Source organism: Alteromonas sp. ASW11-130 (genome assembly GCF_026183735.1).
Lineage (GTDB): Bacteria > Pseudomonadota > Gammaproteobacteria > Enterobacterales > Alteromonadaceae > Alteromonas.
This window is the reverse complement of sequence record NZ_JAPFRE010000016.1, coordinates 248,678-265,166: the sequence shown is the minus strand read 5'-3', so window position 1 is coordinate 265,166 and position 16,489 is coordinate 248,678. Positions and strand designations below refer to the sequence as shown.

At 44.3% G+C, this 16,489-nt stretch carries 19 protein-coding genes; 9 read left to right on the top strand and 10 right to left on the bottom strand.

The window, feature by feature from the left end; translation table 11 throughout:
* The first annotated feature begins 35 nt into the window (after positions 1-35).
* Positions 36-494 (top strand): hypothetical protein, encoded by a 459-nt coding sequence (locus OPS28_RS06285; protein ID WP_265608601.1) that lies wholly within the window; start codon positions 36-38, stop codon positions 492-494.
* 127 nt (positions 495-621) lie between these two features.
* Here the strand turns inward: OPS28_RS06285 and OPS28_RS06280 are convergent, their stop codons facing one another.
* The 3 genes from OPS28_RS06280 to OPS28_RS06270 form a co-directional block, all read right to left on the bottom strand.
* On the bottom strand, positions 622-1,920 hold the full coding sequence (locus tag OPS28_RS06280; protein ID WP_265608600.1) for a DUF445 domain-containing protein: 1,299 nt from the start codon (positions 1,918-1,920) through the stop codon (positions 622-624).
* A 69-nt stretch (positions 1,921-1,989) separates the two neighbouring features.
* The gene (gene dkgB, locus OPS28_RS06275; RefSeq protein WP_265608637.1) at positions 1,990-2,784 is read right to left on the bottom strand and encodes a 2,5-didehydrogluconate reductase DkgB; all 795 of its coding nucleotides are present in this window, start codon (positions 2,782-2,784) and stop codon (positions 1,990-1,992) included.
* 426 nt (positions 2,785-3,210) lie between these two features.
* Positions 3,211-3,441 carry a hypothetical protein gene (locus OPS28_RS06270; protein WP_265608599.1) on the bottom strand — a complete coding sequence of 77 codons (231 nt, stop codon included), beginning with the start codon at positions 3,439-3,441 and terminating at the stop codon, positions 3,211-3,213.
* 16 nt (positions 3,442-3,457) lie between these two features.
* On the opposite strand from OPS28_RS06270, the gene OPS28_RS06265 reads away from it, so the two are divergent.
* The gene (locus OPS28_RS06265) at positions 3,458-4,090 is read left to right on the top strand and encodes a YIP1 family protein (RefSeq protein ID WP_265608598.1); all 633 of its coding nucleotides are present in this window, start codon (positions 3,458-3,460) and stop codon (positions 4,088-4,090) included.
* A gap of 69 nt (positions 4,091-4,159) precedes the next feature.
* Here OPS28_RS06265 and OPS28_RS06260 read toward each other — a convergent pair whose 3' ends face one another.
* Genes OPS28_RS06260 through OPS28_RS06235 form a run of 6 tightly spaced genes read right to left on the bottom strand, consistent with a single transcriptional unit; the run spans position 4,160 to position 8,721 of the window.
* Positions 4,160-4,747, bottom strand: coding sequence for an HD domain-containing protein (locus OPS28_RS06260; RefSeq protein ID WP_265608597.1), 588 nt, complete (start codon positions 4,745-4,747; stop codon positions 4,160-4,162).
* A 54-nt stretch (positions 4,748-4,801) separates the two neighbouring features.
* The gene (gene rluB, locus OPS28_RS06255) at positions 4,802-5,728 is read right to left on the bottom strand and encodes a 23S rRNA pseudouridine(2605) synthase RluB (RefSeq protein WP_265608596.1); all 927 of its coding nucleotides are present in this window, start codon (positions 5,726-5,728) and stop codon (positions 4,802-4,804) included.
* 46 nt (positions 5,729-5,774) lie between these two features.
* Positions 5,775-6,368, bottom strand: a complete 594-nt coding sequence (gene scpB, locus OPS28_RS06250; RefSeq protein ID WP_265608595.1) for an SMC-Scp complex subunit ScpB — start codon at positions 6,366-6,368, stop codon at positions 5,775-5,777.
* Positions 6,355-7,227, bottom strand: coding sequence for a segregation and condensation protein A (locus OPS28_RS06245; protein ID WP_265608594.1), 873 nt, complete (start codon positions 7,225-7,227; stop codon positions 6,355-6,357). The genes scpB and OPS28_RS06245 overlap by 14 nt, the downstream gene beginning before the upstream one ends.
* A complete protein-coding gene (locus OPS28_RS06240) occupies positions 7,224-7,844 on the bottom strand; it encodes an L-threonylcarbamoyladenylate synthase (RefSeq protein ID WP_265608593.1) in 621 nt (206 codons plus the stop codon). The genes OPS28_RS06245 and OPS28_RS06240 overlap by 4 nt, the downstream gene beginning before the upstream one ends.
* Before the next feature lie 4 nt (positions 7,845-7,848).
* The gene (locus tag OPS28_RS06235) at positions 7,849-8,721 is read right to left on the bottom strand and encodes a PHP domain-containing protein (RefSeq protein WP_265608592.1); all 873 of its coding nucleotides are present in this window, start codon (positions 8,719-8,721) and stop codon (positions 7,849-7,851) included.
* A gap of 256 nt (positions 8,722-8,977) precedes the next feature.
* Here OPS28_RS06235 and OPS28_RS06230 point away from each other — a divergent pair, with 256 nt between their 5' ends.
* Genes OPS28_RS06230 through OPS28_RS06200 form a run of 7 tightly spaced genes read left to right on the top strand, consistent with a single transcriptional unit; the run spans position 8,978 to position 15,909 of the window.
* Complete coding sequence (locus OPS28_RS06230) at positions 8,978-10,573, top strand: anthranilate synthase component 1 (protein ID WP_265608591.1); 1,596 nt, start codon at positions 8,978-8,980, stop codon at positions 10,571-10,573.
* Positions 10,573-11,187 (top strand): aminodeoxychorismate/anthranilate synthase component II, encoded by a 615-nt coding sequence (locus OPS28_RS06225; RefSeq protein ID WP_265608590.1) that lies wholly within the window; start codon positions 10,573-10,575, stop codon positions 11,185-11,187. The genes OPS28_RS06230 and OPS28_RS06225 overlap by 1 nt, the downstream gene beginning before the upstream one ends.
* Positions 11,180-12,211, top strand: a complete 1,032-nt coding sequence (trpD, locus tag OPS28_RS06220) for an anthranilate phosphoribosyltransferase (RefSeq protein ID WP_265608589.1) — start codon at positions 11,180-11,182, stop codon at positions 12,209-12,211. The genes OPS28_RS06225 and trpD overlap by 8 nt, the downstream gene beginning before the upstream one ends.
* Positions 12,204-13,601, top strand: coding sequence for a bifunctional indole-3-glycerol-phosphate synthase TrpC/phosphoribosylanthranilate isomerase TrpF (trpCF, locus tag OPS28_RS06215; RefSeq protein WP_265608588.1), 1,398 nt, complete (start codon positions 12,204-12,206; stop codon positions 13,599-13,601). Before trpD ends, trpCF begins: the two co-directional genes overlap by 8 nt.
* 17 nt (positions 13,602-13,618) lie before the next feature.
* Positions 13,619-14,806 (top strand): tryptophan synthase subunit beta, encoded by a 1,188-nt coding sequence (gene trpB, locus OPS28_RS06210; RefSeq protein ID WP_265608587.1) that lies wholly within the window; start codon positions 13,619-13,621, stop codon positions 14,804-14,806.
* The gene (gene trpA, locus OPS28_RS06205; RefSeq protein WP_265608586.1) at positions 14,799-15,608 is read left to right on the top strand and encodes a tryptophan synthase subunit alpha; all 810 of its coding nucleotides are present in this window, start codon (positions 14,799-14,801) and stop codon (positions 15,606-15,608) included. The genes trpB and trpA overlap by 8 nt, the downstream gene beginning before the upstream one ends.
* 1 nt (position 15,609) lies before the next feature.
* A complete protein-coding gene (locus OPS28_RS06200) occupies positions 15,610-15,909 on the top strand; it encodes a YciI family protein (protein ID WP_265608585.1) in 300 nt (99 codons plus the stop codon).
* Between the two features lie 62 nt (positions 15,910-15,971).
* On the opposite strand, the gene OPS28_RS06195 is transcribed toward OPS28_RS06200, so the two are convergent.
* On the bottom strand, positions 15,972-16,436 hold the full coding sequence (locus OPS28_RS06195) for a pyridoxamine 5'-phosphate oxidase family protein (protein ID WP_265608584.1): 465 nt from the start codon (positions 16,434-16,436) through the stop codon (positions 15,972-15,974).
* Positions 16,437-16,489: the final 53 nt, after the last annotated feature.

Genomic DNA, 16,489 nt, shown 5'->3' with positions numbered 1-16,489 from the left:
CCCGCTATTTAAACGCACACCAATAAGCTGAATTGGTGTCGTTACTTTATAAACACAATTTTGAAGTAAATAAAGTCGAGCATCCCTTTCCTCTTAGCATCGTTCGCTCAACCTTAATATACTCCCCCTTGTTGACTAACCCGGAAGCGCTTACGATACTTGAGTCTATTTTACCCCATGCTGGGTATTCGTTATCTCGAAGCAATGCTTTGGTCGAGGGGAAACATTGGTATACAAAAAACAATATAGGATTTTACCCTATTCCCGATGATGTTGAACTCGACTCCACTAATCAGCCTATAGATTTATCTTATGAATATAAAAGTAAGGATTGTGAGAGGGAGCTTGCCCTCACACTGGATACCACAGGCAGGTTCAGACTGACATCTCAGAATGAGCGTACACATCAAATTGAAGGCACCAGGAGAGTAACTGATTTCCCTATATCGTGCTCGAAGGAACGAGTGTATTTACAAATTTTTACTTCGAAGTAAAGCATTCGGAATTGACTGACCAAATTTCAAATGTTGCAATAATCTCCCTCGTTTCTTTAAATTCGCATCCCATGCTACCCCCTTGTACCCTTTCTTATGGCGAACGTATTTAAAGTAAGTATTATTATCAATGGAGCATTTCGATACCTATCTCTGTCAGATAAAGCAAACACCCTATGAATCCCCCCACGAGGGTGCCGTTTATGCGAACCTTTTGTAAATCTCGGCCGATATTCAGCTCAATTTGATAAGCCATATCGCGTTCGTCCCAACTTTCGATAGTACGTTGGATATGGTTGGTTAAGAAATCAGCCAATTCGGGGGCCATATAACGCCCAGCTTCGGCAATATGCCTGTTAATTGACGCAGCCAGTTTAGGATCGCTGTCTATTGCCTTACCTAAATTTATCAGGGCGCCAGTGAGGTGCGTGCGAAAGTGACCATTATCCTCGTTTAAATCTTGTTTAATGCGTCCGTTCAAGTCGTCCCAAATCTTTGTCAGGTACTTATGAAGGGAGGGATTTTCCAGCAGCTTGGCGCGCAAATCGTCTAGTTTTTGTGCTAACTCAGGTTCTTGTCGGACCCGCTCGATATATTCATGTAAATAATCATCAAATGCGGTACGTACAGGGTGCTTGGGATCTTCATTGATATCGACGATCATACTGGAAATAGCCTTTACTGCGATATTGGCTCCTTTTTCACTTAACCAAGCCGAGGGTAAAAACTTTTCCAACCGACGATGCTCGGTGCGCATCCATTCGTGAAGTTTCAAAGAAATCATCGCTTGCGTGTCGGGGTGTTCGCAAACTGTAGCGATACGGTGAATAATCTGATTTAAAATTTCTTGATGGCGATTATCGCGTGTCAGTATATTTAATGTCCCTCCTGCAAGTGGTCCTAAATCAACGCGGTATATTGCACGCTTAAAGCCTGCAATTAGAAAAGCCTGAATCGGTTTATCGTCGACCACATTAAGCGCCCCAGCAGCCAGGTCGCTAACATAACGACTCACTTTAGCTGCATTCACCGTAACTTTTAGCCAACGCGCTGTACCTTGAGCAGGTTTACTTTCCGCTATAAGCATTTCTATAGCCTGCGGGTTAAAAAACTTTTCCTTAACAAATGCAGACAAGTTTTCGGCAATGACCGACTTATTATTTGCCACTATGTTGGTATGGGGAATGGGCCAACGAGCAGGTATTGGTTTGAACAATGCAGTAACAGCAAACCAGTCCGCAAGTCCACCCACTAACGCGGCTTCACTTGACATTTTTATCAGGCCAATAACAAAACCATAGTCTACTGCCAAAGCAGATTGCTTTAATACACTGGTTAGCAGGAAGAGGCTGGCTGCGCCAATTAACCAACCTAGCGCTCTACGTTTTGATCTTTTTAATGCTAACTCTCTTACTGACTGGTCCAACTTTCGTTCCTATAAATCACTAATTAATTCCGTCCACTTTGAGTGGGCGCTGTTTCTTATAATGGTGACCTAATCCCAATTCGGTGCAAAGTCAGGGTCGACGATTCGTTCTCCCTTTTCCAAATCATCGATTCTGGTAATATCTTCCTCATCAAGCTTAATGTCTTGGGAATCAAAGTTACTTTGTAAATGCTTTCTGTTTGTTGAAGAAGGGATGGTAAACATGTTGTTCTTTTCTGCCCACGCTAAAGCAATTTGAGCAGGAGTGGCATTATATTTTTCAGCGATTTGATTTAAAGTTTTATCTTTCATGACTTTACCTACCGCCAATGGCATGTAAGCAGTTAATTTCATATTATGTTGATAACACGCTTTTGCCACCTGCCTGTTCTGCATAAAAGGATGACACTCGACCTGATTTGTATAAATAGCATTTTCCCCAAGTATACTCACAGCTCGGTCCATCTGGGTTAATGTAAAGTTAGACACGCCAATATGACGACATAGCCCCTGCTCTTTCGCTTGAGCTAAGCAATTCAAATATTCCTCCATCGGTATTTTATCCGACGGGTAGGGCCAGTGAACCAATAGTAGATCTACATAGTCTGTTTTTAGTTTTGAAAGGCTCTCATGCACACTAGGAATAAAGTCCGATTTACCTAATTTTTCGTACCACACTTTGGTGGTAAGAAAGATACTCTCACGGTCAACCCCACTCGTTTGAATCGCGTCGCCGACCTGCTCTTCATTACCGTAAATTTGCGCTGTATCAATGTGACGATAACCTATCTCTAATGCATCGAGTACTGACTGTCTCGCTACTTTTCCTTCTAGCCGAAAGGTTCCCGCTCCTATTTGTGGCATTTTTTCCACGCTAGTCTCCTATGTTGATAGTTGATTGGTGAGTTAGTATTAAAATGAAATGAGTCTGACATGGCTACGTCTACCTAGTCTCTAGAGATCCAACTTAAATAAGATTCGCAATACGAGTCGGCATGTTTCTTTGCTTTCTTTGAGGAAAGCTCGTACTACTTTTGCGCTGACTAAGCTCACGTGAGAACGGATGGGATGATACGGTCTTCAATACACCGACGCGTATATTGATGCAGTGATAACGAAACAGCGTTAATTATTCCCACCGCGCTTAGTCGACAATATTACTTCGGGGTAAAATACTGTATAGCACCGCTATATGTTGGTTTTAGATTGCGACCATTGCTCTTGTTCTAGATCGAGATAAGGTTGCGGCGAAAATAAAAACTACTGGCCACGATTATAGTTTCATTCTACCTAATCTCTGGCGTAAGCGTAGAACACATGGTGCACCTCACCTTCTCGTGCAAAAATAAAGTTATGGGCAGATATAGCACCTTGCGTCCACCACACCCGAATAGCAATGGATATGTACCTCTGAACTACCAAACGATAGCTGCTAGAAAAGCGTTGCAGGTTTCCCAGCGTTTTATTATGGTTAAGCACGTTATTTAAAAAGCGAGCGCGTGAATTAACTTTTGTGCTCATTTGGGAGTCGTAATAAATGGAATACGAGCATTCATCATTCAATCCTTGGCGATCAATCTGGTTTACCCCTCGGCGTACAATTCAGTACATCATTGACACCAACCCTGAGAAATACGTCATTGTTCTTGCTGCATTGTCGGGTTTTAATCAAGCACTCGGTCAGTCGATAACGGAGGATGGTAGTGAAAGTCTTGGACTGATTCTTAAACTCACGCTTGCATTATTTTTAGGTCCCTTAATTGGAATTATTGGTCTCTATATTTTTGCAGCATTGACGAGTTTTACCGGCAGATGGTTAGGTGGCGCTAGCTCTTCGCTCAATATCAGGGCAGCAATCGCCTGGTCATATGTTCCCAATATCGCGTCTTTATTCTTATGGGTCCCATTTCTTTTGATGTTCGGAAGCGAGCTGGCAAATCCTCACTCCCCTCACGTGGCAACAGGTATGACCCCAGCCTTTGCGATAATCATACTTTCCTTGGTTTCTATCGTATTGGGGATTTGGTCGTTTATTATTGCTATAAAATGTATAAGTCAGGTGCAAAAATTTTCAATATGGCGCGCCCTAGCAAACATTATCTTGGCAGGTTTAGTCATTGCCATACCACTTCTGGTCATCGTTATGTTGTTCTTTGGATTTAACATTTAACATTTAACAACGAACGAAAGTTATAGGGGCCGTGGTAAATTTCGCAAAGCCGCTACGCCCCCTCACTAATTAGATTAACCACCCTTGTTTTTCGGCATAGTCAATTTGCTGGCACGCATATTCCCAAAGTGTAGGGGCTGAGTCCTTCAAATACTGATTTCTGGCAAGTACTTTCGACTTATTCACTTTGTGCTTTGCCCAGCTTCCCCCTTCATTTTGTACGTTCTGAATTAACGGTAAAATGCGATCTATTGCTTTAGCGAAGCGACTATCAGCCGTTTCCGCGTTTTCAAACTCCATCCACAGGTCCAGCATGATTTTTGATTGGGGCTCTGGCAGCAAACCGAATATACGATACGCCGCGTTACGTTCTATTTCTTCTTGATTATTTAATGCTGCGTCGGAGGCAAAGGCGAACGTATCACCAGCATCTATTTCAACCACATCATGAATTAACAGCATTTGGATCACGCGGCTAATGTCGATTACCTCATCGGCATACTCTTGCAACGTAACGGCTGTTAAAGCGATGTGCCAGCTATGCTCAGCACTGTTTTCCTGACGATTATTATCGCATTTAATGAGCGCTTGACGTTGAACGCCTTTAAGAAGATCCAGTTCGTTTATGAACGTAAGTTGTGCTTCCAGTTTCTGCAAGACAGATCCTTATTTATTATTGGGACGGTGCATGGCTAAAGTTAAGCTACTTATTTAGCGAGGTTTTCTTCTTTTTCGTTCGTTTTTGCGGGGAGAAACGGCTGGCTCAAACGCATTAGCGGATTGCTTTGTCTTTCCCTCTGCACTACGCGTGCGATGTTTTTTAACCGAGCGACGCATGCGGCTGAGGCGTGCATGATCGAGTTTGTTTTGTCGAGCATCGACAAGGCTGTCAGTTTCATTAGGAAGCTGAACTAACTTTCGTAACGAGTTAACTTCATCTAATGGCAGCTCAACCCACGCGCCTTGTGGCAATCTTTTCTGTAATTCAATAGTGCCGTACTTCACACGTATAAGTCTACTTACCTGGGCCCCTTGAGACTCCCAGAGACGCCTTACTTCTCGGTTTTTTCCTTCGGAAAGAGTGACATTGTACCAATGGTTCATGCTGTCCTCGTCAGAGGGACGCGCTTTTATACTGGTGAACTTTGCTTCTCCGTCTTCTAACTGCACGCCTTTTTGAAGCCTATTGAGCGTTTCTTTGCTGACTTCGCCGAAAACCCGAACAGCATATTCCCTTTCTACTTCACATTTAGGGTGCATCAAGCGATTCGCCAGCTCACCATCATTGGTAAACAACAATAAGCCGCTGGTATTGATATCTAGTCGGCCAACGGCTATCCAACGGCCCAGACGTATATTAGGCAGACGTTCAAAAACCGTGGCGCGTCCTTCTTCATCATGGCGCGTACAAATTTCACCTTCCGGTTTGTTATACATTAACACCCTGCATACAGGCTTTTCAGTCTGTCGTGAAAGCAAATGGCCATCCACACGTAGTTGTGCGACCGCGTCTACACGATCTCCCAGCGTAGCCACTTTACCGTCTACGGACACTCTGCCTTCTTCGATCCAACGCTCCATCTCACGACGGGACCCTAAACCTTGATTAGCAAGAACTTTTTGTAATTTTTCGCTCATTGATGATTTGGCTCTTTATTCAGAATAATGAGGACGATGAAGTAAGCTATTCATTCGCCGACTCTGTTAATACGTAGTTCGTTTTGCCCTGATCAGTTTGTTGTGCCAAGGCGTCAAATGCGTCAGTAGAGGGTAGTTCTGCTAACGACTGTAATGAAAAATAATCTAAAAAACCGATTGTAGTTGCATAAAGGGCGGGGCGGCCGGGAACTTCTTTGTGCCCAACGCTGCGTATCCAGCCCCGTTCCATCAGTGTTTTCATTATATTGCTACTTACTGCTACGCCACGAATCTGCTCTATTTCTCCGCGGGTAATAGGTTGCCTATATGCTATCAAAGCAAGCGTTTCCATCATTGCCCTGGAGTATTTTGGTGCATTTTCCTGCCAAAGCATACTTAAAAATGGGCTTAAGCTGTCTAGTGACTGAAAGCGATAACCACCCGCTACTTTAACAAGTTGGATACCACGTGGCTGATAATCTAATTGAAGCTCTTTTAGCACTTTTTTTAGCGCCCGATCACTTACAGTAAATTCAATCAGCACAGTAGCTCGAAGCAGATTTTCCGAAACGGGCTTTTGAGCGACAAAAATAGTCGCTTCTACAAGCTGTTTAAGTTGCTGATGGTTAATCTTTTTCATGACTGCCTAATTTAACATGGATCTTGCTGTAAGGCCCTGCCTGAATACAAACAATCAATTGTTCTTTAATCAATTCTAAAATAGCAAGGAAAGATACAACTACGCCTGGTTTACCTTCACTTACAGCAAACAAGCTTTCCATCGGACTGAATTCATGCGCATTTAACGCTGCTAAAATCGCCGCCATACGCTCGCGCGTGCTTAACGCTTCTCGTTCGATAGTGTGGTGCTCGAATGCCGCCGCACGTTTCATTGCTTGGCTAAAAGCTAAAACCAACTCTTGTAATTCTACGTGTGGTTGTATTTTTATGGGTTGAATTGCTTCATCCAACATTACCTCACACAAGAATACATCTCGCTCAAGCCTGGGTTGCTCATCGAGTTCCTGGGCGGCTTTCTTCAGTACTTCATATTCTTTTAGTCGTCGTATTAATTCTGCGCGGGGATCTTCCTCATCTTCGCTATCAACCTCTCTTCTTGGCAAAAGCAGTCTGGATTTTATTTCTGCCAAAATAGCTGCCATTAACAAATATTCAGCGGCCAACTCCAGTTTAACAGATTTCATAACTTCCACGTACTCCATGTACTGGCTGGTTATCTGCGCGACGGGCAAGGTCGTAATATCAAATTTTTGTTTGCGAATGAGATATAGCAACAGATCCAAAGGACCTTCGAATGCTTCTAGAATAACTTCCAGTGCATCCGGTGGAATATACAAATCCTGAGGTTTTTCTATTAGCGCTTCACCGTTAATGAAAGCCAGCGGCAAAGGTTGCTGCACTGGCTCGGATATCGGTGCGGATTGCGCCTGTTCTGGCGTCACTTCCTGGACATCACTGCCCGACGCGTGATGGCTCATAGGAACGGAGAAGTATCCCCTGCCCCTTCTCGGACGATCACCGGCTCATCATTTGACAAATCAATAACAGTAGTGGGTTGTTCACCAATACAGCCACCGTCGATTATAAGTCCAACTCGCTTTTCCAGTTTTGAGCGGATGTCTTCAGGATCTGACTCTGCCATGGTTTCACCCGGTAATATAAGCGATGTAGACATCATGGGTTCGTTCAAGGTTTCCAGTAATCGTTGGGCTATATTATTACTCGGTACTCGCATACCAATTGTTTTGCGCTTAGGATTTTGTAAACGTTTTGGCACTTCGCGAGTGGCTTTTAAAATAAAAGTATAAGGGCCAGGGGTATTATTTTTCACCAACCTAAATACCGTATTATCTACCTTCGCATATACCGATAACTCTGACATATCTCGGCACATAAGTGTGAATTGGTGTTCAATGTCGATACGCCTTACCATACAAAGCTTATCAAGCGCTTTTTTATCATCCATTTGACAGCCAATGGCGTAACCCGAGTCGCTGGGATAAACTACCACTTCACCACGACGAATGAGATCACATGCTTGATTAATCAAGCGCTGCTGCGGATTTTCAGGGTGAATAGTGAAATACTGACTCATAATATTATCCAGAGTGTGCAAAATTCCAATTATGCCAGACAGGCGTGAGAGCGTCATCAATCTGCACATTTCGTCCAAGCTCAGTCCAGCGCGAAGGAAAATGAAAATCGGAGCCTGCAGAAGCAAGTAAGTTATGTTCCTTTGCCAATTCATTTATGATTTGACGTTTATCTGCTGCTATACCGGGAAACACGGTTTCAATTGCATCGCCATTTGCTTCCCTGAAATCATTCACCAGTCTACGTAACCACTTAGTGGTCATATCGTAGTGGGCAGGATGGGCCAGTACTGCCTGACCACCAGCCTGTTGAATAACGGCAACTGCATTTTTGATTTCTGGCCAACGTGCTTTGTAAAAAGCGCGCTTGCCTTTACCCAGATACTTTTTAAACACCTTATCCATCGACGCCACGTGATAATCAGCGACCAGTACTCTGGCAAAGTGCGCTCGTGTTACTTGCCCTTTACCAGCTAAAGCAAGCGCTTTTTCTGTCACACCATCAAAACCACACTTAACCAGTTTTTCACCCATTTTAATCGCGCGATCGTGGCGGATATCAGCTTGATTAGCTAAAAACTTATTTAAATTAGAATGGGCGGGATCTATATTTAAACCCACTATATGAATATCAAAACCATGCCAGCTACAGGATATTTCTACGCCATTGACTATCGTCAATGGGCGATTTTGCTTGGACTGAAACGCATGAGCACTTTCTAGTGCTGCTACTGTATCGTGATCAGTGATGGCTAAAACATCTACCTGCATTGTATGAGCACGAGCAATTAGTTCTTCAGGCGAGAGTTGGCCATCAGATAGCTGAGTATGACTATGTAAATCAATTTTTAACTGTTTTTGAAAATTTTCAGTTGACACTAGGGACTTTTTGTTTTCTTCTATTAGTAACAGTATACGTGCTAAGCACGTCGAATCCTAACCAAGTTTACCCATTTTTAATAATTAGGTATTTAGTAACCATGCAAACAACCCCGGTCTCTTCGATGACACTAATTAACTGGTGGTGGCACTCCCTCTCTTAGCGGGCGGAGCATGCGTTGGTGTATGTTTTTTAAAGAAAGGCCCGTTTTTAACGGGCCTTTTTTATTTTCACGATTCAGGAGTTGCAGAAAAAATGAGTTTAGCCGAGTTAGGCAATCAGCCAGGGATAGTAGAAACCATTGTTCGACGTTGTCAGTATGTGAGTGACCCTCTGCAAGCATTCGAAATGCTATGTGAAAAAGGAAAACCTTCGCTATTGCTTGAGTCGGCTGAAATTGAAAGCAAAGATAATTTACAAAGCCTACTACTGGTTGATGCAGCACTACGAATCGAATGTAACGGTCGCACTGTTATCTGTGAAGCGCTCAACGATAATGGGGCAAGTGTATTGCCTCTATTCAGGCAACACTGTCCACATGGCATTTCCATCAATGAAGAAGGTCACACTGTAACCTTAAATGTGCCTGATACACCTTCTAATTTCGATGAAGACAGCCGCCTCAAAGCAGTGAGCGTTTTTGATGGATTACGAACACTCTTAAAATCCGTCTGTGCACTGCGGGACCACCCCCACTCGGTGTTTCTAGGGGGGGCGTTCGCTTATGACCTGCTGGGTTCTTTTGAAAACCTGCCCAAGGTTAATGTAAGTGAAAACACGTGTCCTGACTATGTATTCTACCTGGCAGAGACGTTACTTATCACCAATCACAAAACGCAGGAAACAGAATTGCTGGGCAGCGTGTTCAGCGGCGAACAGGTTGCTCAAAGCTATTTTTCTGTTTCTCAGAAACTGGAACACATCAGTGAACAACTTAGTCGCTTAAAAAGTACTGAGGTACTTCTTACCACGAATGAGCCCCACTCCAACTGTGTTAGAGTAGATAAATCAGACGCTGTTTTTAAGCAAGATGTCCTGCATCTTAAAGAGCACATTCTGGCAGGCGATATTTTTCAGGTAGTACCATCGCGAACGTTTTCACTACCCTGCCCCTCTCCAAGAAAATCCTACGCCAAACTTAAACAGACCAACCCCAGCCCCTATATGTTTTATTTACAGGATAGAGACTTCTCGATATTCGGGGCCTCGCCAGAATCCGCTTTGAAATATGAAAAACAAAGTAACCAGGTAGAGATTTACCCCATTGCGGGCACGCGCGCCCGAGGCAAACGACCCGATGGTAGTATCGATGCTGACTTAGATAGCAGGGTTGAACTTGATCTACGAAATGATGACAAAGAAAAAGCAGAACATATTATGTTAGTCGATTTGGCTCGAAATGACGTGGCAAAAGTCAGTCAACCTGGGACCCGCTATGTTAAAGATTTACTTAAGGTTGATCGCTATTCCCACGTTATGCATCTGGTGTCTCGCGTAGTCGGCCAACTAAGAAATGATTTAGACACGCTACATGCCTATCAGGCTTGCATGAATATGGGAACATTAGTTGGTGCCCCCAAAATAAGCGCAGCGTCCCTAATTCGTGAAATGGAACAAAAAAGAAGAGGCAGCTATGGAGGCGCAGTGGGCTATATTAACGGGCGGGGCGATATGGATACCTGTATCGTAATCCGCTCTGCATTTGTACGGAATCAAACAGCCTATATTCAGGCTGGCGCTGGCGTGGTGTACGATTCTGATCCACAAGCGGAAGCGGACGAAACCCGCAGTAAGGCACAGGCGGTGGTAAGCGCGGTTCAAGCCACCAACAATACGCAGGAAGTAGCCTGATGAAAAACGAAGTGTGTATTTTTCTTATCGACAACGTAGATTCATTCACTTACAACCTAGTCGACGAGCTACGCGCCCTTGATTTCGAACTAATCATTTATCGTAACACCGTAAGTGCAGCGCATATTTACGCTAAGATGCAAGAAAAGACTCGCTCAAAACGGGTTTTGCTGATGATTTCACCCGGACCTGGCGCTCCTCATCAGGCAGGCTGTGTGCCAGCTTTATTGGCCAAAATTGCAGGGGTATTTCCGGTGCTAGGGATCTGTCTTGGCCATCAAGCAATTGTGGAGCATTACGGCGGTATTGTTGGCAGGGCAAAAGTGGTTATGCACGGGAAAGCCTCAGCTATTGAACATACCGGTGAGGGTGCTTTCACAGGCTTACCTCAGCCTCTTATGGTGGCTCGGTATCATTCGCTTGTCGCCACATCGCTGCCGTCAAATTTGCGATGCATTGCCTATTACGAAGATAATCCTATGGCAGTCCTGGCAAAGGAAGATCGAATGCTGGGATTTCAATTCCATCCGGAATCTATTCTAACCGCTACTGGTAGCAAGCTGCTTAACCAAAGTATAGCGTTCTTAACGTCCAAGGAGGTAAACCATGCTTGATGTTTTTCCCATCCTGAATAAATTGTTTAATCAGGAAGACCTGACCCAGACACAATCATTTGCGCTATTTAACAGCATTATGCATGGTGAACAGCCAGACACGATTATCTCCGCTGTGCTAATTGCACTGAAACTTAAAAATGAATCAGCCGATGAAATCGCTGGGGCGGTTAGTGCAATGATATCGAATGCTACCCCTTTTTCAACGCCTGACTATCCCTTTGCGGATATTGTGGGAACAGGAGGCGACGGTCATAATACCATTAACATCTCAAGTGCTGCGGCAGTATTGGCTGCTGCGTGCGGGGTTAAGGTTGCGAAACACGGGAATAGAAGCGTCTCCAGTCGCTCAGGTTCGGCCGATCTTTTTCGACAATGTGGGATCGAGCTGGAAATGCCCCCATCCACTGCAAGAAAATGTTTAGATGAAGCTGATTTCTGCTTTCTTTATGCGCCAGTTTATCACGCCGGAATGCGGCATGCGGCACCGGTTAGAGCTGAACTGAAAACCCGCACCATTTTCAATATTCTCGGACCATTAGCTAACCCAGCGCGGCCAAGCCATGGGTTATTCGGTGTGTACAGCCCCCATTTACTTGAGCAATACGCGCGTACACTGATGTTATTAGGACAGCATCGCGCAATGATTGTGCATGGCAGTGGACTGGACGAATTGGCCCTTCATGGCGAATCAATTATTTTAGACTTAGAGCATGGTGACGTTCGCCGTCTGACAGTTACCCCCGCAGACTTTGGTCTAAGTGAGCACCCTATCTCTGCGATTGAAGGTGGCGAACCTGCCGATAATTATAAAATGATTAAGGCCGCGCTGGCTGGTGAAGGCAAAGAAGCGCATCGTGCTGCTATTGCTATGAACTGCGCTGCTCTTTTAAAACTAACTGACACCGTGTCTTCATTTCAGCAAGGCACAGAACTCGCATTGTCGGTGATGCAAAATGGCAAAGCGCTAGAGATTTTAGAACGCGTTGCATCACTTTCCCAGCAACAGGTGCAACATGCGTAATATCTTACAGGAAATCGTACAAAATAAGCGTAGAGAACTCGAGTTCAAAAAGCGTGAGCTAAACGTAGAGCATATTAGATCGACGCTGTTACCCTCAAATAGAAGCCTATTCGACGCGCTTCAAGCTTCTCCTACTCGGTTCATTTTGGAATGTAAGAAAGCATCGCCTTCCAAAGGTTTGATCCGAGAGCCGTTTGATTTAGACGAGATTATTGATGCATATCTACCTCATGCAGATGCAATTTCCGTACTTACGGATGAAAAGTATTTTCAGGGTAAGTATGACTATTTAAGCCATGTCACCAGTCGTGTTTCAGTACCTGTGATAAACAAAGATTTTTTCATTGATGAAATGCAGATATATCTGGCGCGTTATCATAGTGCCGATGCTATCTTGTTGATGCTGAGCGTTCTTAACGATGATGAATACTTACAATTGGCGAAAGTGGCTGATTCATTAAACCTCGATGTATTAACGGAAGTGAGTAATGAGAACGAAATGCAGCGGGCAATTGAATTGAAAGCCAACATCATTGGCATCAATAACCGTAACTTGCGTGATTTGTCTACTGATTTGAAAACCACCACGCGTTTGGTTCCCATGTTAAAAAATGCTAATCACGAGTTTGTAGTGGTCTCAGAATCGGGTATTTACACACATCAGGACGTACTTTCCCTCGCGCCATTCTGTAATGGCTTTTTAGTTGGCAGCTCTTTAATGGCGCAAGAAGATGTTTCGCTTGCTGTGCGTAAATTAGTTTTAGGGACAGTAAAGATATGTGGCATTACCTGTCGGGAAGATGCCCAAATCGCTTTTGCCAATGGCGCATCTTACGTAGGGATGATTTTTGCAAAACAATCACCCCGTAGTATTTCATTAGACGAAGCTGAGCACATAGTGACGCTTGACGCTGGCGCATACGTGGGCGTATTTACTGACTCTACCGCATCAGAAATTGCCGACATATCCCATCGACTTTCTCTTTATGCTGTGCAGCTACATACCCCCACCACTGATGAATTTAGAAAAAAACTTAGACAATTACTGCCTGAGCAATGCGAAATCTGGCAGGCGTTAGGTGTTAAACGTGCGTTACCGACCCAATTTGCATTAATTAATCACTGCGAATATGTCGATAAAATCTTACTGGACTGTCAGATCGATGATTCGTTTGGGGGAACCGGAAAGCAGTTTGACTGGTCACTTATTGGTGATATTAAAGATAAACAAAAAATTATCTTAGCCGGCGGCATTTCCCCCGATAATGTCAGTAAGGCCGCTGCCACAGGCGCAGGGATGATTGATGTTAATTCAGGGGTGGAAAACAAACCGGGTGATAAATGCGCCAGCAAAATTAAAGCGCTGTTCGCTAGTGCTCGTGACTATTAGTAAATACAGGATTAAGAATGAACAAACTTAACTCGAGATTCGGCGAATTCGGCGGCATGTATGTGCCAGAGCTATTAATTCCTGCGCTTGACCAATTGGAACAAGCCTTTATTGATGCCCGTGAAGACGCCACATTTCAAAAGGAATTTACCGGATTGCTGAATGACTACGCAGGCCGTCCTACCCCCCTTACCTTAACCCAGAATTTGGTCAGTAACCCATTGGTTAAGCTTTATTTAAAGAGAGAGGACCTATTGCATGGCGGTGCACACAAAACTAATCAGGTATTAGGCCAGGCATTATTAACTAAACGTATGGGGAAAACCGAAGTTATTGCTGAAACAGGTGCCGGTCAGCATGGTACAGCCACAGCATTAGCGTGTGCCTTAATGAGTTTAAAAGCTCGTATTTATATGGGGGCGAAAGATGTAGAAAGGCAGGCTCCTAACGTATTCCGTATGCGATTAATGGGCGCGGAGGTCATCCCAGTAAGTGCCGGTTCAGGCACCTTGAAAGATGCGGTAAACGAAGCCATGCGTGATTGGTCAGCTAATTATGACAAAGCCCATTATCTTTTGGGCACGGCTGCCGGCCCTCACCCCTTTCCCACCATTGTACGTGAATTTCATCGAATGATTGGTGAAGAAATCCGCGAACAGATTATTCAAAAAGAAGGCCGTCTTCCTGATGCGTTAGTTGCTTGCGTAGGCGGGGGATCGAATGCAATTGGTATGTTCGCCGATTTCATCGAACAACCAGAGGTAAAACTGATAGGTGTTGAGCCAGCTGGGAAAGGGCTACACACACATTTGCATGGCGCTACCATCTGTAAAGGAAGCAAAGGTATTCTACATGGATCTCATACCTACATTATGCAAGATACAGAAGGTCAAATTGAGGAAAGCTATTCTGTTTCCGCAGGCTTAGATTACCCGGCGGTGGGCCCCCAACATGCTCATTTGGCGCAAACAGGACGTGCGGAATATGTGGCGGTTACCGACGAAGAAGCGCTTCACGCCTTTCAGTTGCTCGCTAAAAAAGAAGGCATTATTCCAGCGCTTGAATCTTCTCATGCGCTTGCACATGCATTGAATATGGCGGATGAAGCAGACCAGGAAACGATTATTGTAGTAAATCTTTCTGGTCGCGGTGATAAAGATCTAGCCCACGTAACCAGCATTCTGGGAGACTCGTTCAATGAGTAGATATAATTCACTTTTTTGCCAATTAAGAGAACGTAATCAAGCTGCGTTTGTTCCTTTTGTGATGATTGGCGACCCGGATCCAAACTCCTCTTTTGATATAATATGTCAGCTCATTGAGAGTGGCGCTGATGCATTAGAGTTGGGATTTCCTTATTCTGATCCTATTGCAGATGGTCCTACCATACAGAAAGCTGCCATCCGCGCTTTAAAAGCTGGCGCGACACCCTCGCGGTGTTTCGCTGTGCTAACCAAAGTACGTTCCCGTTATCCTGACATTCCTGTGGGTCTTCTACTTTATAGTAACCTGGTTTTGGCGAAAGGCATGAATGCATTCTATCAGCAAGCGAAAGATGCTGGGGTAGACTCTATCTTAATCGCGGACGTACCGCTAAGAGAAATTGAGCCGTTTAAGCAGGCTGCAAATAAGTCAGGCATTGAACAAATTTTGATTGCTCCCCCAAATGCCTCAGATGAAGCATTAAGTGACGTTGCAAAAGCATCCTGCGGATATACGTATGTGCTAGGTCGAGCTGGGGTAACTGGAGCAGAAACCGATGCTGATCTTGATGCCAAAGCGCTACTTGATAAACTCCATCAGGCCAATAGCGCCCCCTCACTACTAGGATTTGGCATTTCTAGACCTGAGCAAGTTAAGCAAGCAGTAAAGGCGGGTGCTGCAGGCGCGATAAGCGGCTCTGCAACGGTTAATATTATTGAAAGAAACCTAGATGACAAACAGCAGATGCTAATGAAGCTTGATGAATTTATTGCATCTATGAAAGCGGCGGCTAACAAGGATTAATATGCTTTACATAATTAATGCCACCGATGCTGCTGGCAGTCTTAACCAAAGGTTGGCAGCAAGACCCGCGCACCTAGAGCGGTTGCAAACGTTAAAAGATGAGGGCAGGCTTATTTTGGCAGGTCCGTTTCCTGCCATCGACAATAGCGATCCGGGACCAGCAGGTTTTACAGGTTCGCTTATTGTAGCGGAGTTTGATTTGTTAGAAGCGGCTAAAGCCTGGGCAGAGGATGACCCTTTCATTCAAGCAAACGTTTATGAAAAAGTAGAGGTGAAACCGTTTAAAGTGGTATTGCCCTAAAACCATACTAAGCCCCGTCCACGGGGCTTAGTGCTCATTTTATAAACCCAAAAAGCTCGCTATTAAAGATTCACTTTCTTATGCTCACCCATATCATCTTCCTTCATACGCTTCCCAGTCATTAACTTAAATACGCCTTTGATACCAGGGTCAGCATTCCAAATTTCAGCATTTTCTAATTCAAAACGCATCATTTTCAGGGCGGGGTCATCCTTACCATTGTCATACCAGGCCTCTACATGGTTAGACCAGTATTTATCAATAATTTCCTGACGGGTTTCTTCCACCAGATTCCCTTTAATACACGCGAATACTTCATGACTGCGGCCAGTAAAACACACCATGGCGGGACCACCGGGCGCAATACGATTATCCTTTTTAGTGTAAAACCAGAATTCGTGATCAGCATCTTTGTCGAGTTGAGCGTGCATGGGTTCTGCATGGTCTTTAGCGTTGACCAAACTCACCATGACATTAGGACTTTCTGCCATTGCTTTCCACATTTTCGTTCTAATATCAGTTGACATAGTTCGCACTCCTTGTTGAAAAAACATTTTTTTAATAAGTTCAGCACTGTAAA

Bases quoted from the DNA above. Each gene is read 5' to 3' on its own strand.
- trpCF (WP_265608588.1), top strand. From the start codon at position 12,204: ATGCGTAATATCTTACAGGAAATCGTACAAAATAAGCGTAGAGAACTC.
- OPS28_RS06245 (WP_265608594.1), bottom strand. From the start codon at position 7,227: ATGAGCCATCACGCGTCGGGCAGTGATGTCCAGGAAGTGACGCCAGAA.
- scpB (WP_265608595.1), bottom strand. From the start codon at position 6,368: ATGAAAAAGATTAACCATCAGCAACTTAAACAGCTTGTAGAAGCGACT.
- trpD (WP_265608589.1), top strand. From the start codon at position 11,180: ATGCTTGATGTTTTTCCCATCCTGAATAAATTGTTTAATCAGGAAGAC.
- OPS28_RS06265 (WP_265608598.1), top strand. From the start codon at position 3,458: ATGGAATACGAGCATTCATCATTCAATCCTTGGCGATCAATCTGGTTT.
- OPS28_RS06195 (WP_265608584.1), bottom strand. From the start codon at position 16,436: ATGTCAACTGATATTAGAACGAAAATGTGGAAAGCAATGGCAGAAAGT.
- OPS28_RS06225 (WP_265608590.1), top strand. From the start codon at position 10,573: ATGAAAAACGAAGTGTGTATTTTTCTTATCGACAACGTAGATTCATTC.
- OPS28_RS06200 (WP_265608585.1), top strand. From the start codon at position 15,610: ATGCTTTACATAATTAATGCCACCGATGCTGCTGGCAGTCTTAACCAA.
- OPS28_RS06230 (WP_265608591.1), top strand. From the start codon at position 8,978: ATGAGTTTAGCCGAGTTAGGCAATCAGCCAGGGATAGTAGAAACCATT.
- rluB (WP_265608596.1), bottom strand. From the start codon at position 5,728: ATGAGCGAAAAATTACAAAAAGTTCTTGCTAATCAAGGTTTAGGGTCC.
- OPS28_RS06240 (WP_265608593.1), bottom strand. From the start codon at position 7,844: ATGAGTCAGTATTTCACTATTCACCCTGAAAATCCGCAGCAGCGCTTG.
- dkgB (WP_265608637.1), bottom strand. From the start codon at position 2,784: ATGCCACAAATAGGAGCGGGAACCTTTCGGCTAGAAGGAAAAGTAGCG.
- trpB (WP_265608587.1), top strand. From the start codon at position 13,619: ATGAACAAACTTAACTCGAGATTCGGCGAATTCGGCGGCATGTATGTG.
- trpA (WP_265608586.1), top strand. From the start codon at position 14,799: ATGAGTAGATATAATTCACTTTTTTGCCAATTAAGAGAACGTAATCAA.
- OPS28_RS06270 (WP_265608599.1), bottom strand. From the start codon at position 3,441: ATGAGCACAAAAGTTAATTCACGCGCTCGCTTTTTAAATAACGTGCTT.